Annotated in this window: 3 protein-coding genes; all 3 read right to left on the bottom strand. The window is 72.6% G+C overall.

Going from position 1 to position 17,165, the window contains the following annotated elements; translation table 11 throughout:
* Positions 1 to 13 precede the first annotated feature (13 nt).
* Entirely contained in the window at positions 14 to 10,135 is a 10,122-nt protein-coding gene (locus tag D7M15_RS16885) for a type I polyketide synthase (protein WP_165906279.1), read from the bottom strand.
* A gap of 7 nt (positions 10,136 to 10,142) precedes the next feature.
* Positions 10,143 to 11,075 (bottom strand): proline iminopeptidase-family hydrolase, encoded by a 933-nt coding sequence (locus D7M15_RS16880; RefSeq protein ID WP_121518281.1) that lies wholly within the window; start codon positions 11,073 to 11,075, stop codon positions 10,143 to 10,145.
* Between the two features lie 105 nt (positions 11,076 to 11,180).
* A complete protein-coding gene (locus D7M15_RS16875; RefSeq protein WP_121518280.1) occupies positions 11,181 to 17,159 on the bottom strand; it encodes a type I polyketide synthase in 5,979 nt (1,992 codons plus the stop codon).
* Positions 17,160 to 17,165: the final 6 nt, after the last annotated feature.

The following is a 17,165-nucleotide window of genomic DNA, read 5'->3' as shown; positions in this document are numbered from 1 at the left end:
CGGTCCGTGCCTGCTACCAGCCGGATCGCGTGTCCAGTTCGTCGTCGAGGACGTTGAACAGCTCGTCCGCGGACAGCGAGTTCACGTCGGCGTCCTCTCCGTCGTCGGGCCGGTGGGTCTCCGTCCAGCCCGCCGTCAGGGCACGCAGCCGGTCCACCACTCGACCGTAGGTCTCCTCGTCCGGTGTCGCCGAGTTGAGCAGCGACTCCAGCCGGTTCAGCTCGGCCTCCAGCGGCGGTACGGCCGCTGCCGCCCCGCCGTCCTGGTCGCCCAGCAGCGCGAACAGCTCGTCGCTGATGGCGGCGGGCGTCGGGTGGTCGAACACCAGGGTGGCGGGGAGCTTCAGCCCGGTCGCCGCGCGGAGCCCGTTCCGCAGCTCCACAGCGGTGAGCGAGTCGAACCCGAGGTCCTTGAACTGCCGGTCGGCCCGTACGGAGTCCGCGCCGTCGTGCCCCAGCACCGACGCGACCCGCTCCCGTACGAACTGGAGCAGGAACGCGGCGCGTTCCGCCGCGTCGGGCAGGGCCGCCAGGTTGCGCCGCAGCTCGGCGCCGTTGTCGCCGGCGCCCGTGGACGTACCGGCGGTGGCGCGGCGCTGGCCGCGTACGAGGCCCCGCAGCAGATGCGGGACGCGCTCGGCCGGGCGGGCCCGGAGCGCGGCGGCGTCCACGCCGAACGGGGCGAGGGCCGGGAGTCCGGCCGTGCGCACCGAGTCGTCGAGGAGGCCCAGGCCCTCCGCCTCGGAGAGGACGGTGAGACCCATGCCCCGGATGCGTTCGAGGTCGGCCTCCTCCAGCTCGCCGATGCCCGTACGGGAGTCCCACAGCCCGAACGCCAGCGAGTGCGCGGGCAGTCCGGCGTGGTGGCGGTGCTGGGCGAGGGTGTCGAGGAACACGTTGGCCGCCGCGTAGTTGCCCTGGCCCGCGGCCAGGACGAGCCCGCCGACGGAGGAGAACAGCACGAACGCGGACAGCTCGCGGTCGGCCGTCAGCTCGTGCAGGTTCCACGCGCCGTCGACCTTGGGCCGCAGCACGGCCGCCATGCGCTCGGGCGTGAGCCCGCGCACGAGGCCGTTGTCGACGACACCGGCCGCGTGCACCACGGCGTCGACCGGGTGGGCGGCCAGCACGCGGGCGACCGCGTCGCGGTCGGCCACGTCGCACGCCTCGACGGCGACGCGGGCGCCGAGTTCGGACAGTTCGGCGCGGAGTTCGGCCGCGCCGGGCGCGTCCGCGCCGCGGCGGCTGGTGAGCACGAGGCGTTCCACGCCGTGCTCCGCGACCAGGTGCCGGGCGACGAGCGCGCCCAGCCCGCTGGTGCCGCCGGTGATCAGCACCGTCGACTCGGGCCGCCAGGGCGTGCGTTCCGCGTCGACCGCCGCGGCGGGGACGCGGGTGAGCCGTGGGACGAGGAGTTCCCCGTCGCGTACGGCGAGTTCGGGCTCGTCGACCAGCTCCGGCACGGGGCCCTCGCCGTCGAGGTCGACCAGCGTGAACCGGCCGGGGTTCTCCGCCGCGGCCGACCGCACCAGGCCCCACACGGGTGCCTGGCTGAGGTCGACGTCCTCACCGGCGACGGAGACCGCGCGCCGCGTGACGACCGCGAGCGTGCCCTCCTCGCCGTCCTCGGCGAGCCACGCCTGTACGCGTTCCAGCACCTCGTCCGCGACGGCCCGTACGACCTGCGGGGTGTCCCCGACGGCGCGCGGCACCTCGTACACGGCGGCGGGCGCCGCCACGGCGGGCGCGGCGGCCTTCGTCCAGCCGAGGGTGAACAGCGACTCGTGCGCGCCGCCGCCCGCCCGCAGCTGCTCCACCGACACGGGCCGGGCGACCAGGGTCTCGACGGACAGCACGGGGGCGCCGGTCTCGTCGGTGACGAGCACTCCCCCGCCGTCGCCCTCGCCCGGGTGCGTCAGCCGGACGCGGAGCGAGGAGGCGCCGGAGCGGTGGAGGGAGACGCCGTTCCAGGAGAACGGGAGGTGCGGTACGCCCGGCTCGCCGCCCTCGTCGATCAGCCCGGCGTGCATGGCCGCGTCGAACAGGGCCGGGTGCACGCCGAAGCGGGCGGCGTCGGCGCCCTCGGGCAGCGCGACCTCCGCGAACACCTCGCCGTCGCCGCGCTTCCAGGCGGCCTTGAGGCCCTGGAACGTCGGCCCGTAGTCGTAGCCGCGCGCGAGCAGCCGCTCGTACGCGCCCTCGACGGGCAGCGGCTCGGCGCCGCTCGGCGGCCAGGACTCCAGGCCGGGGCCGGGGTCCGTGGCGGCCGGGGAGACGGTGCCGGTGGCGTTGCGGGTCCAGGTGTCCTCGTCGTCGGAGTCCTGCGACGAGTAGACCTCGACGGTGCGGGTGCCGGTGCCGTCGGCGCCGCCGACGACCGTACGGACGGCGACGCCGCCCTTCTCGGGCACGGTCAGCGGCGCTTCGAGGGTCAGTTCGTCGACGGTGCCGCAGTCCAGCTCCGACGCGGCCTGGAGCGCGAGTTCGACCAGGCCGGTGCCGGGCAGCAGGAGCGTGCCGAGCACGTCGTGGTCCGCGAGCCAGGGCTGCGCGTCGGTGGAGAGGTGACCGGTGAAGACGGCGCCGCCGGTGTCGGGCAGCACGACCTTGGTGCCGAGCAGCGGGTGCCCGGCGGCCTCCTGGGCGCGTACGGGCGCGATCCAGTACCGCTTGTGCTCGAACGGGTACGTGGGGAGGTCGACGCGGCGGGCGCCGGTCCCGTCGAAGACGGCGTTCCAGTCGACCCGTACACCCGCCGTCCACAGCGCGCCGAGACCCGCGAACAGGCTCTCGGTCTCCGGACGTTCACGGTGCAGCACCGCACCCGCCGTCACGTCGTCGGCGGTCTGCCGGACCATGGCGGCCAGGACAGCATCCGGGCCCAACTCCAGGTAACGCGTGACCCCTTCAGCCTCCAGGTGCCGAACGTCGTCCGCGAAGCGCACCGCGTCCCGTACGTGCCGGACCCAGAAGTCGGCCGAACCCACATCCTTCGTCAGACGGATCGTCGGCTCGTTGAACGTGACCGTCTCCGCGACCTTCCGGAAGTCCTCCAACATCGGGTCCATCAACGGCGAATGGAACGCGTGGGAGACCTTCAACCGCGTCTGCTTACGGTCCGCGAACCGCTCCGCGACCGCCTCCACGGCCTTCTCCCCACCCGAAACCACCACGGACGACGGCCCGTTGACGGCAGCCAACCCCACCTCGTCACCCAGGTGCGGGGCGACCTCGGCCTCGGTGGCCTGGAGCGCGAGCATCGCGCCGCCCTCGGGGAGTGCCTGCATCAGACGTCCGCGCGCCGATATCAACCGACCCGCGTCCTCAAGCGAGAACACCCCCGCGACATGCGCGGCGGCCACCTCGCCGATGGAGTGACCCGCCAGGAAGTCCGGCCGTACGCCCCAGGATTCGACCAGCCGGAACAGCGCCACCTCAAGCGCGAAGATCGCGGGCTGCGTGAACTCCGTACGCCCCAGCGCCTCCTCATCACCCCACACGACCTCACGGACCTTCGGGTCCAACACCCCACACGCCTCGTCGAACGCGGCAGCGAACACCGGGAACGTCTCGTACAACTCCCGGCCCATACCCAACCGCTGACTCCCCTGCCCCGTGAACAGGAACGCCGCCTTGCCCCCGGCAACCTGCCCGGTCACCGTCCGCTCCCCCACCCGCACCGCACGGAACTCCAACGCCGCACGCCCCGTCGCCGCCGAGAACGCCACGTCGAGGGCTTCCTCCTCGACAGCCGCGAGCCCTTCGAGCTGCGCGTCGAGAGCCGTCGCCGTGCCCGCCGAGGCGACGAGCGGCACGGCGGGCAACTCCCGCCGCTCCACCGGCACTTCGGCCGGGGCGGCGGGCGCCTCCTCCACGATCACGTGCGCGTTCGTACCGGAGATGCCGAACGACGAGACACCCGCGCGTCGCGGACGCCCCTCGACGGCGGGCCAGTCACGGGCCTCCGTCAGCAGCCGTACGTCCCCGGCCTCCCAGTCGACCTGCGGGGTCGGCTCGTCCACGTGCAGCGTCCGGGGCAGGGTGCCGTGGCGCATGGCCTCGACCATCTTGATGATGCCCGCGACACCGGCCGCCGCCTGCGTGTGCCCCATGTTCGACTTGATCGAGCCCAGCCACAACGGCTCGCCCTCCGGGCGGTCCTTGCCGTACGTGGCGAGCAGCGCCTGCGCCTCGATCGGGTCGCCCAGCGTCGTCCCCGTACCGTGCGCCTCGACCGCGTCGACCTCGGTGGTCGACAGGCCCGCGTTGGCGAGGGCCTGGCGGATGACGCGCTGCTGGGACGGACCGTTGGGGGCGGTGATGCCGTTGGACGCGCCGTCCTGGTTGGTGGCCGTACCCCGTACGACCGCCAGCACCGGGTGCCCGTTCCGCCGCGCGTCCGACAGCCGCTCGACGACGAGCACACCGGTGCCCTCGCCCCAGCCGGTGCCGTCCGTGTCGGACGAGAACGACTTGCAGCGGCCGTCGCGCGACAGGCCGCGCTGCTCGCTGAAGTAGACGAAGGTCTGCGGCGAGCCCATGACGGTGACGCCGCCCGCCAGCGCCAGCGAGCACTCGCCGGACCGCAGTGCCTGCGCCGCCATGTGCAGGCCGACCAGCGACGACGAGCACGCCGTGTCGATGGTGACGGCCGGGCCCTCCAGGCCCAGGGTGTACGAGACGCGGCCGGAGATGAGGCTGCCGGTGCTGCCACCGGGGCCGTAGTCGTAATACATGACGCCCGCGTAGACGCCGGTCGCGCTGCCCTTCAGCGACGTCGGGTCGATCCCGGCCCGCTCCAGCGCCTCCCAGGACGTCTCCAGCAGCTGCCGCTGCTGCGGGTCCATGTCGCGCGCCTCGCGCGGGCTGATGCCGAAGAACTCGGCGTCGAAGTCGGCCGCCTCGTGCACGAACGAGCCGTCGCGGACGTACGTCTTGCCGGGTACGCCCGGCTCCGGGTCGTACAGCCCGTCGATGTCCCAGCCACGGTCCTCGGGGAAGCCGCTGACCGCGTCCACGCCCTGCTCGACGAGGCGCCACAGGTCCTCGGGGGACGCGACGCCGCCGGGGTAGCGGCAGGCCATGGAGACGATCGCGATCGGGTCGTCGTCCGCCGACGCCACCGTGCGCGCCGCCGTGACCTGCTCCACGACGCCGGACAGCTCCGCGCGCAGGTGGCGGGCGAGGTCGTACGGCGTCGGGTAGTCGAAGACGAGCGTGGCGGGCAGCCGCAGGCCGGTGCTGGTGCCCAGCACGTTGCGCAGCTCGATCGCGGTCAGCGAGTCGAACCCGAGGTCGCGGAAGGCCAGTTCGGGGTCGACGGCGTCGGCCCCGGCGTGCCGCAGCACGGCGGCGGCCTGGGCCCGTACGAGCGCCAGCAGCTCCTCCAGGCGCTCGTCGTCGGTGAGCCCGGCGAGGCGCTGCCGCAGGGCGTCCGTCGTCGGCGCGGAGCTGCCGTCGAGGACGCGGCGGGAGCGACCGCGCACCAGGTTCCGCAGGATCGCCGGGGCCGTGCTGAGTGCCGCCGGGTCGAGCCGTACGGGTGCCAGCGCGGGCAGTCCGGCGGACGCGGCGGCGTCGAGGAGGGCGAGGCCCTCCTCCGGCGCGAGGGTGCCGAGGCCGCCCTGGTCGAGGCCGTCGGCCATGCCGTCGCCCGCCCACGGGCCCCAGGCCAGGGAGAGCGCGGGCAGGCCGCTCGCGTGGCGCTGCCGCGCGAGGGCGTCCAACCAGGCGTTGGCGGCGGCGTAGTTGCCCTGGCCGGGCGCGCCGAGGACGGCGGCGACCGACGAGAACAGCACGAACGCGCTCAGGTCCATGTCACGCGTCAGCTCGTGCAGGTGCCAGGCGGCGTCCGCCTTCGGGCGCAGCACGTGGTCGACGCGCGCGGGCGTGAGCGACGGTATGACGCCGTCGTCGAGGACGCCCGCCGCGTGCACGACGCCGCCGAGTTCCCGGCCGTCGAGGAGCGCGGCGAGCGCGTCGCGGTCGGCCGCGTCGCAGGCGGCGACCTCGATGTCGCCGCCCAGGTCGGTGAGTTCGGCCACCAGCTCGGCCGTGCCCGGGGCGTCCGGGCCACGGCGGCTGGTGAGCAGCAGGCGGGTCACGCCGTGCCGGGTGACCAGGTGGCGGGCGACGACGGCGCCGAGGGCGCCCGTACCGCCGGTGATCAGCACGGGGCGTGCCGGGTCCCAGACGGGCGCGGCCTCGCCGGGCGGCACCGGGGCGAAGCGGGAGACGCGCGTCCCGCCGTCCCGTACGAGCAACTCGGGCTCGCCGTACGCGAGGACGGCGTCCGCCTCGACGGGCACGTCGGCGTCGACGAGGACGAAGCGGCCGGGGTTCTCGCTCTCCGCCGCCCGTACGAGGCCCCACACGGCGGCGTGCGCCGGGTCGGTGCCGTCGGTCGCGCCGCGGGTGACGACGACGAGCGTGGCGTCGTCGCGTACGGCGGCCTGCGCGGCCTCCAGTACGCCGGTGGTGGCGGCGCGGACGTCGGCCAGCGGGTCGCCGGTCGGCGCCGGGCAGGTGTGGACGGTCACGGTGCCGTCCACCGGGGCGGCGCTCGCGGCGGCGCCCTCGGACGCGGGCACCCAGTCCACGCGGAAGAGGGAGTCACCGACGCGGGCGGAGGCCAGCGCGAGGCTGTCGGCGGAGACCGCGCGCAGCGTCAGCGAGCCGACGGTGGCGACGGGCTGCCCGGAAGCGTCGGCCAGTTCGAGGGAGACGGTGCCCTCGGCGCGGAGGTGGAAGCGTACGCGGGCGGCGGTGGCGCCCTCCGCGTGCAGGGTGACGTCCGACCAGGAGAAGGGCAGCGCGTTCGCGTCGCCGTCCGTCAGGTCGAGCGCGTGCAGCGCCGAGTCGAGCAGCGCCGGGTGGAGGCCGAAGCGCCCGGCGTCGACGCCCTCGGGGAGGGCGATCTCCGCGGACAGCTCGTCGCCCCGGCGCCAGGCGGCGCGCAGGCCCTGGAACGCGGGCCCGTACTCCAGCCGGTCGTAGAGCCCGTCGACGGTCAGTTCCTCGGCGTCGCGCGGCGGCCAGGCCACCAGTTCGGCGGCCGGGGTGCCCGCGTCGGGCGCGAGGGTGCCCTGCGCGTGCTGCACCCACTCGTGGTCCAGCGGCGCGTCGTCCGCGCGGGAGTACACGGCGACCGCGCGGCGGCCCTCCGCGTCCGGCGCGTCGACGGCGACCTGGACGTGCACGCCGCTGTCCTCGGCCAGCAACAGGGGCGCGCTGAGCGTCAGTTCCTCGATGCGGGAGCAGCCGACCTCGTCGCCCGCCCGTACGGCCAGCTCCACGTACGCCGTACCCGGCAGCAGCACCGTGCCGAGCACGGTGTGGTCGGCCAGCCACGGGTGGGCGCCGGTGGAGAGGCGGCCGGTGAAGACGGCGCCGTCGGTGCCGGGCAGCCGGACCATCGCGCCGAGCAGCGGGTGGTCGGGCCGGTCGAGTCCGGCGGAGGACACGTCGCCGCCGGAACGGCCCTTGTCCATCCAGTAGCGCTGCCGCTGGAACGGGTACGTCGGCAGGTCCACGCGCCGGGGCTCGGCGCCGAACTCGGCGAGGACGCCGTTCCAGTCCAGCTCCAGGCCCGCGCCGTACGCCTGCCCGAGGGCGGCGGTCAGCGCCTCCGTCTCCTCCCGCTTGCGGTGCTGGGAGGCGACGAGCGCGGCGGTCTCGGCGGTACGGGTGAGGCTGTGCCGGGCCATGGCGGTGAGGACCGCGTCGGGACCCAACTCCAGGTAACGGGTGACGCCCTCGGACTCCAGACGGCGTACGACGTCCGCGAAACGCACGGCCTCCCGTACGTGCCGCACCCAGTACCCCGGGTCGGTGACCGCGCCGCCCTCGGTGACGACGGGGACGGCGGGCTCGGCGTACGTGACGCCCTCCGCGACCTTGCGGAAGTCCTCCAACATCGGGTCCATCAACGGCGAGTGGAACGCGTGCGACACCTTCAACCGGTTGGTACGACGCCCTTCGAGCTTCGCCACGGCAGCCGCGACGGCCGCCTCCTCACCCGAGAGCACCACCGCACGCGGGCCGTTCACGGCGGCGACCGCCACGCCGTCGGTCAGCAGCGGCAGGACCTCGTCCTCCGCCGCCTCGACCGCGACCATGGCGCCACCCGCCGGCAGCGCGCCCATCAGACGACCACGCGCGGTGATCAGCTTCGCGGCGTCCGCGAGGGAGAACACCCCCGCCACGTGCGCGGCGGCGACCTCACCGATGGAATGACCCGCCACGAAGTCCGGCGTGACACCCCACGACTCCCACAGCCGATACAGCGCCACCTCCACCGCGAAGATCGCCGGCTGCGTGCACTCCGTACGATTCAGCCCCTCCTCATCACCCCACATCACCTCACGGACCTTCGGGTCCAACTCCGCGCACACCTCGTCGAGGGCGCGGGCGAACACCGGATACGCCTCGTACAGCCCACGGCCCATGCCGAGACGCTGACTCCCCTGCCCGGTGAACAGGAACGCGGTCAGGCCGGTGCCGCGGGCGGTGCCGCCGACCGGGTTCGGGTCGTCGGCGAACGCGGTCAGCTCCGCGACGAGCGCGGCCCGGTCGCGGCCCGCGACGACGGCGCGGCGGGGCAGCGCGGCGCGGCCGGTGGCGAGGGAGTACGCCGTGTCGACCGGGTCGGGCGCGGTGTCCGCGCGCAGCAGGTCCGCGAACTGCCGGGCCTGCGCGCGGAGCGCGGCCTCGGAGCGGGCGGACAGCGGCAGCGGTACGGGCGTGCCGGTGGCCGGGCGGGCGGCGGGCACGTCGGCGTCGTCCGCCGCCTCGGCCTGCTCGATGATCACGTGCGCGTTGGTGCCGCTGACGCCGAACGACGAGACGGCGGCCCGGCGCGGGCCGTCGGTCTCGGGCCAGTCGCGGGCCTCGGTGAGGAGGCGTACGTCGCCCGCCTCCCAGTCGACCTGCTGCGACGGCTCCTCGGCGTGCAGGGTCTTCGGCAGGGTGCCGCGGCGGATCGCCTCGACCATCTTGATGACACCGGCGACACCGGCGGCGGCCTGCGCGTGCCCGATGTTCGACTTGATCGAGCCGAGCCACAGCGGCCGCTCGCGCTTCTGCCCGTACGTCGCGAGCAGCGCCTGCGCCTCGATCGGGTCACCGAGGGAGGTGGCGGTGCCGTGGCCCTCCATGAGGTCCACGTCGGCGGCCTTCAGCCCGGCCGAGGCGAGCGCCTGCTTGATGACGCGGCGCTGCGAGGGGCCGTTGGGCGCGGTGAAGCCGTTCGACGCCCCGTCCTGGTTGACCGCCATGCCCTTGACGACGGCGAGCACGGGGTGCCCGTTCCGCTTCGCCTCGGAGAGCGTCTCCAGCAGCAGCATGCCGGAGCCCTCGCCCCAGCCGGTGCCGTCGGCGCCGGAGGAGTACGCGCGGCAGCGGCCGTCGGGCGACAGGCCGCGCTGCTCGCTGAACTCGATGAACGTCTCGGGGGTCGCCATGACGCTGACGCCACCCGCCAGCGCGAGGGTGCACTCCCCCGTACGCAGGGCCTGAGCGGCCCACTGCATGGCGACGAGCGACGACGAGCAGGCCGTGTCGACGGTGATCGCCGGGCCCTCCAGGCCCAGGGTGTACGCGACGCGGCCGGAGACGAGGCTGCCGTCACTGCTGGTGATGCCGTAGTCGTGGTACATCGCACCGGCGAACACGCCCGTACGGGTGCCCCGCAGCGACGCCGGGTCGACCCCGGCGCGCTCCATGGCCTCCCAGCTGACCTCCAGCAGCAGCCGCTGCTGCGGGTCCATGGACAGGGCCTCGCGGGGGCTGATGCCGAAGAACTCGGGGTCGAACTCCCCGGCCTCGTACAGGAACCCGCCGTGCCGGACGTAGCTCTTGCCGGGCTTGCCGGGCTCCGGGTCGTAGACCGCGCTCAGGTCCCAGCCGCGGTCCGCGGGGAACGGGCCGATGGCGTCGCGGCCCTCCGCGACCAGCTCCCACAGGTCCTCGGGTGAGGCGACGCCGCCGGGGAAACGGCAGGCCATACCGATGATCGCGATGGGCTCGGCCGCCGCGCTGGCACCGGCGCGCAGGCTCTCGTTGTCCTTGCGCAGCCGCTCGTTCTCGACCAGCGAGCCGCGCAGGGCCTCGACGATCTCCTCGACGTTCGCATCCACCGCCGGCTCAGCCTCCGTTCACCGTCGTGGTCGGAGCGCCGTTCGCGCCGACCTTGTCAAGATATGCGCCGAGCACCTGGTAGAAGCGCTCCGGTTCCTCGAGGTGGGGGACGTGACTGGATTCCTCGAAGATCTCCCAGTGGGAGTCGGGGATGAGGTCCTTGTAGGGCTGCACGGTGACCGGGGTGGCCTCGTCGTATCGACCGGAGAGGATCAGCGTCGGCACGTCGATCGAGGGCAGGTACTCGATCACACCCCAGTCGCGCAGGCTGCCGATGACATGGAACTCGTTGGGGCCGTTCATGGTGCTGTACACCGTCAGATCGGAGTTCGCCTCGATGAAGGTCGCCATCAGCTCCGGCGGCCACGGGTCGAGCCGGCAGGCGTGCCTGGCGTAGAAGACCTGCATCGCCTCGCGGTACTCGTCGCTCTCGGTGGTACCCGCCGCCTCATGACGCAGCAGCGTCTCGTCCACGCCGGGCGGCAGCTGCGAGCGCAGCACCTTCATCTCCGACAGCCATAGCGGGTAGGACGCCGGCGAGTCCGCGATGACCAGGCCACGCAGCCCTGGCGGACGGGTCGAGGCGTGCCAGGCCGCGAGAAGGCCGCCCCAGGACTGCCCGAAGAGGACGTAGTCCGTGATGTCGAGAGTACGCAGCAGGTTGTCCAGCTCGTCGAAGAACAACTGCGGGTTCCAGAATTCCGGGTCGGCATCCGGCAGGTGCGTGGAGCCGCCACTCCCGATCTGGTCGTAGTGCACGACGTTCCAGCCGCGTTCGGCGAAGACGGAGAGGCCGATCAGGTAGTCGTGCGTGCTGCCGGGGCCTCCGTGCACGACGACGAGCGCCGGACGGCCCTCATCGGATCGTCCGCTCACGCGAAACCAGGTCTTGTGCTCCCGGAAAGGGATGGTCCCCTTGACCGTGGGCGTCGTGGACATCTCTTCAGTCACCTAAGTTCGTGTTCTCGGCAGCGCTTCCCCGCGCGCGTGCGGCGTGGGGCCCCTGAGGGTGTCGGCACCGGGCCGGTGCCGACATGAGACCGGTCAGTCGAGCGTCCCCAGCCACTCGTCGATGGTGCGTGCAGTCACCGAAGCCTGCTCCTGCGCGAGCGAAAAATGGTTGCCTTCGACGGTGCGCAGCACATGATCCGGGTCCCACGGCCGTGCCCGCATGTCGGCCGGGTCGACTCCCTCGGGAGGCGCGACGAACGGCTCGGACGCCTGGACGAACAGAGCCGGGGCATCCAGCTTCACGGGGTCGAAGCCGCCCAGCACATCGAAATACTGGCGCATGGCCGAAAGTCGCGCGGCATCGTACCGCCCGAAGGTGTCCTCCATCATCAGCACTTCCCGCAGGAGTTGGTTGAGGCCCACCTTCATCGCGGTGTCCTCGACGCGGAACGTGTCGACGAGGACCAGGCCGGCGGGCCGGGGGCCACCCAGCTCCTCCAGGTAGCGGGCGAGGATGTGGGCGATGATCCCACCCGAGGAGTAGCCGAGCAACACGAACGGCTCACCGTCCGCAGCGGCCAGCACCGCGTCCGCCAACACGCGGGACAGCACCTCGACGGAGTCCGGCAATGGCTCACCCGCGGCGAAGCCGGGCAGCGGCATCGCGTACGTGGGCCGCACCTCCCGGAACTCGGCGCCGAGCCGCGCGTGCTGGTGCACACCGCCGACGGCCATCGGTGTCGCCAGGCAGATGAGTCGGGTACGGGCGGGGCCATCGGCCATTCGTACGGCCTGCGGCTTGTGCTCCAACTCCTCCACGGTGGCGAAGCGTGGCCGCAGCGCCGCAACCGACGCCATGAGGTTCAGCCCCTCCTGCGTCTTGTGGTCCGCGATGGCCTGCCGGAACATATCGGTCACGTCGTCGGCGGTGTCCGTACGCGTCTCGGGGACGGCGACGGACCCCGACTCCAGATGTTCCACGACGGCGCGCGCGAGGTGCGTCGGATTCTTGTTGTCGAACACCGCCATCGGCGGCAGGCTCAGGCCGGTGGCGGTGTTCAGCGAGGTGCGGAGCTCCATCGCGCTGAGCGAGTCGAAGCCGGACTCCAGGAAGTCACGGTCGGGGTCCACGTCGCCCGGTCCGGCGTGCCCGAGCAGCGTCGCGGAGAGGGTGAGCACCAGGTCGCGCACGGCCTCTTCACGCCGCTCGGCCGACATCGCTGCCAGCTCGCGCCGCAACACCTCCGGATCACCGCCCGCTGCACGACGCCTGGTGGCGGGCACCAGACCGCGCAGCAGCACCGGGAGATCCCCGGCGTCGCCGCTCCGCAGCACTCGCAGGTCGAGTCCCATCGGGACCAGTACGGCCTCGGGACGGGTGCACGCGGCGTCAAACAGCGCGAGGCCGTCGACGGACGTCAGCACGGGCACACCCTGGCGCGCCATACGGCGGCGGTCGGCATCGGCCAGGGCGCCCCCCATGCCGCCGTCATCGCCCCACAATCCCCACGCGAGGGACTGCGCGGGCAGCCCCTCGGCACGACGGTGCACAGCAAGCGCGTCCAGGAAGGTGTTGGCCGCAGCGTAGTTCCCCTGCCCGGCCGAGCCGAGCACGCCCGCGGACGACGAGAAGAGGACGAAAGCGGCGAGATCGTGGCCGCGGGTCAACTCGTGCAGGTGCAGAGCTCCGTCGACCTTGGGTCGCAACACCTGCTCGAAGCCGTGCTCCGTCTGGTTGGAGATCATCGCGTCGGCCAGTACACCGGCCGTGTGGACGACGGAACCGGGCGCGCGACCGGCCAACAGGGCCCGTACTGCCTCACGGTCCGCCACGTCACACTTGGCGATCTCGACGGTGGCCCCCAGCCCGGTCAGCTCCCGTCGCAACTCCTCCGCACCCTCCGCCGCAGGGCCACGACGGCTGGTCAGCAAGAGGTCGCGGACGCCGTGCTCGACCACGAGATGGCGGGCGACGAGCGCGCCGAGCCCGCCCGTACCGCCGGTGATCAGCACAGGGCCCGCTCGATCCCAGGCGGGTGCGTCCGCTCCCGAGGGTGGTGTCCCGGCACGTGCCAGACGCGGCACCTGAAGCGCACCACCGCGGATACGCAGCTCGGGCTCACCGGAGGCGACCGCACGTGCGAAAGCCTCGTCGACACGGGCCGCCGCATCGGTGCCGGGATCGGCGTCGTACAGCGTGAAGCGTTCGGAGTCCTCCGCCCGCGCGGCCCGTACGAGACCCCAGGCAGTGGCCTGCGCCAGGTCGGTGCCGTCGGTCGCGCCACGGGTGACCACGACCAACCGACGGCCCGCGAAGCGCTCCTCCGCCAACCAGTCCTGCACCGCGCGCAACACCGTGCCGCTGACCGCTCTGACATCCGCGGCGAGATCGCCGGTACCGGGGGACAGTTCCAGCGCGACCGTGCCGGGCACGTCCCCGGTCAGCTCGGCGAGGTCGGTGACGACCGTCCACTCCGTGTCGGACGCGTCGGCGGTCGCGGCCACCGGGCTCCAGTCGATGTGGAACAGCGAGTCGGCGGGCCCGGAACCGGCCGACGCGAGTTGCTCGGCCGAGACCTCACGCGACACCAGGGAATCCACGGAGAGAACGGAGCGACCGTCGGAGTCGACGAGGATGATCCCCATACCGCTCTCACCACGTGGCGTCAGTCGTACGCGTGCCGCCCTGGCACCGGCGGCGTGAACGCGGACCCCCTTCCAGGCGAACGGCAGCGACGGCCCGTCGTCCTCACCCGCGTCGAGCATCAACGCGTGCAGGGCCGAGTCGAGGAGCGCCGGGTGCAGCACGAACCGCTCGGCGTCGACCTCGTCGTCCAATACCACCTCCGCGAACGTCTCACCGCCGGACTTCCATGCGCCCCTGAGCCCTTGGAAGGCCGGGCCGTATTCGAATCCAAGGTCGACGAGACCGTCGTACACGCCGCTCCCGGTGAGGGAGGCGGCGCCGTCGGGCGGCCACTGCGTCACGTCGAAGCGCTCCGGGGCGGCGGCGTCAGGCCCCAGGACACCCTCGGCGTGCAGCGTCCACGCAGGCTCGTGGTCACCGTCCTCAGAGTGGGAATGCACGGTCACGGGACGGCGACCGTCGTCGTCGACGGGGGCGCCGACGACCAGCCGCAGCCGTACGCCGGTGCCCTCCGGGAGGACCAGCGGCGCGTGCAGCGTAAGTTCATCCAGGGCACGACAACCGATGCGGTCGCCCGCGCGTACGGCTAGTTCGACGAACGCCGTACCGGGCAGCAGCGTCGCGCCGAGCACGACGTGATCGGCCAGCCAGGGGTGGGTGTCCGTGGAGAGGCGCCCGGTGAAGACCACCATGTCGGCGCCGGGCACGACCGTCTCGGCGTTCACCAGTGGGTGGTCGAAGGAGGTGAGGCCCATCGACGCCGCATTGCCGCCCCCGACCTCCAGCGGTTCCGCCAGCCAGTACCGACGGTGCTGGAAGGCGTAGGTCGGCAGGTCGACGCGGCGGGCGCCGTGGACCGCGTAGAAGGCGGGCCAGTCGGGCGAGGAACCCGCGACGTGCAGTCGGGCCACCGCGGTGAGCAGAAGCTCGGCCTCGGGACGGTCACGGCGCAGGGCGGCCACGACGGTTGCGTCGTCGGCGGTCTGCCGGACCATGGCGGCCAGGACGGCGTCCGGACCCAACTCCAGGTAACGCGTCACACCTTCGGACTCCAGGAGCCGTACGTCGTCCGCGAAGCGCACCGCGTCCCGTACGTGCCGGACCCAGAAGTCGGCCGAACCCACATCCTTCGTCAGACGGATCGTCGGCTCGTTGAAGGCGACCGTCTCCGCGACCTTCCGGAAGTCCTCCAACATCGGGTCCATCAACGGCGAATGGAACGCGTGGGAGACCTTCAACCGCGTCTGCTTACGGTCCGCGAACCGCTCCGCGACCGCCTCCACGGCCTTCTCCCCACCCGAAACCACCACGGACGACGGCCCGTTGACGGCAGCCAACCCCACCTCGTCACCCAGGTGCGGGGCGACCTCGGCCTCGGTGGCCTGGAGCGCGAGCATCGCGCCACCCTCCGGGAGCGCCTGCATCAGACGTCCGCGCGCCGATATCAACCGACCCGCGTCCTCCAACGAGAACACCCCGGCCACGTGCGCGGCGGCCACCTCGCCGATGGAGTGACCCGCCAGGAAGTCCGGCCGTACGCCCCAGGATTCGACCAGCCGGAACAGCGCCACCTCAAGCGCGAAGATCGCGGGCTGCGTGAACTCCGTACGCCCCAGCGCCTCCTCATCACCCCACACAACCTCACGGACCTTCGGGTCCAACACCCCACACGCCTCGTCGAACGCGGACGCGAACACGGGGAACGTCTCGTACAACTCCCGGCCCATACCCAGCCGTTGGCTCCCCTGCCCCGTGAACAGGAACGCCGTCTTGCCCTCGTGCTTCTTGCCCGTGACGACCGCCGGTGCCGTGTCGCCCTCTGCCAGCGCCTCGAGACCTGCCAGCAGCGTCGTACGGTCCTTCGCCACGATCACCGCACGGTGCTCGTGCGCGGCGCGGCCGACGCCGAGGGACAGGCCGACGTCCGCCGGGGGCAGTTCCGGCCGCTGTGCGACGTGGGTGTGCAGCCGCTCGGCCTGGGCACGCAGGGCTTCCTGGCTACGAGCGGAGACGGGCCACAGCAACCGGTCGGCTACGGAGTACGGTGCCGCCACTTCCCCGGTGCCCGACTCCGCCGTGGGCACGGCCTCCTCGATGATCACGTGCGCGTTCGTGCCGGAGATGCCGAACGACGAGACACCCGCACGGCGCGGACGCCCCTCCACAGCAGGCCACTCACGAGCCTCCGTCAGCAGCCGCACCCCGCCCGAAGACCAGTCGACCTGCGGCGAGGGCTCATCCACGTGCAACGTCCTCGGCATGACACCATGCCGCATCGCCTCGACCACCTTGATGATCCCCGCGACACCCGCCGCCGCCTGCGTGTGCCCCATGTTCGACTTGATCGAACCCAGCCACAACGGCTCGCCCCCCGCACGGTCCTTGCCGTACGTCGCGAGCAACGCCTGCGCCTCGATCGGGTCACCCAACGTCGTACCCGTACCATGCCCCTCGACAAGGTCGACCTGGTCGGCGGAGAGACGTGCGTTGGCGAGGGCCTGCTGGATCACCCGGCGCTGCGAAGGCCCGTTGGGAGCCGTCATGCCATTACTGGCGCCATCCTGGTTGGTGGCCGTACCCCGCACCACCGCCAGCACCGGATGCCCGTGCCTCCGCGCGTCCGACAACCGCTCCACCACGAGCACGCCGACACCCTCACCCCAGCCGGTACCGTCAGCGGCCGCCGCGAAGGACTTGCAACGACCGTCAGAGGCGAGGCCGCGCTGGTGACTGAACTCGATGAAGGTATCGGGCGTCGCCATCACCGCCACACCACCCACGAGTGCGAGGGTGCACTCGCCCGAACGCAGCGACTGGATCGCCCAGTTCAAGGCGACCAGCGACGACGAGCACGCCGTGTCCACCGTGACCGCCGGGCCCTGGAGACCGAGGGTGTACGCGACACGGCCGGAGGCGATGGCGCCGGAGCTGTTGTTGTACGTGTAGTCGTGGTACATCATCCCGGCGAAGACACCCGTGGCGCTGCCCTTCAACACCGTCGGGTCGATCCCGGCCCGCTCCAACGCCTCCCACGACGTCTCCAGCAACAACCGCTGCTGCGGATCCATGACCAGCGCGTCGTTCGGGCTGATACCGAAGAACTCCGCGTCGAAATCAGCCGCGTCGTGCAGGAACGAGCCCTCGCGCGAGTACGTCTTGCCAGGCCGTCCCGGCTCCGGATCGTAGATCGCGGCTTCGTCCCAACCTCGATCGGTCGGGAACTGCGACACGGCGTCCAGCCCGTCGGCGACCAGACGCCACAACTCCTCGGGCGAGTCGGCGCCGGGGTAACGGCAGCTCATCGCCACGATCGCGATGGGTTCACGCGAGGCGGCCTGCAACGCGCGGTTGCGTGCGCGCAGTTCCTCGGTCTCCTTGAGCGACGCGCGCAGCGCCGCCACGAGTTTCTGGTCGTTCTCCGCCATCGTGTC

This window comes from Streptomyces sp. Z26, assembly GCF_003665095.1.
GTDB lineage: Bacteria > Actinomycetota > Actinomycetes > Streptomycetales > Streptomycetaceae > Streptomyces > Streptomyces phytohabitans.
This window is presented reverse-complemented; position numbering and strand designations above follow the sequence as displayed.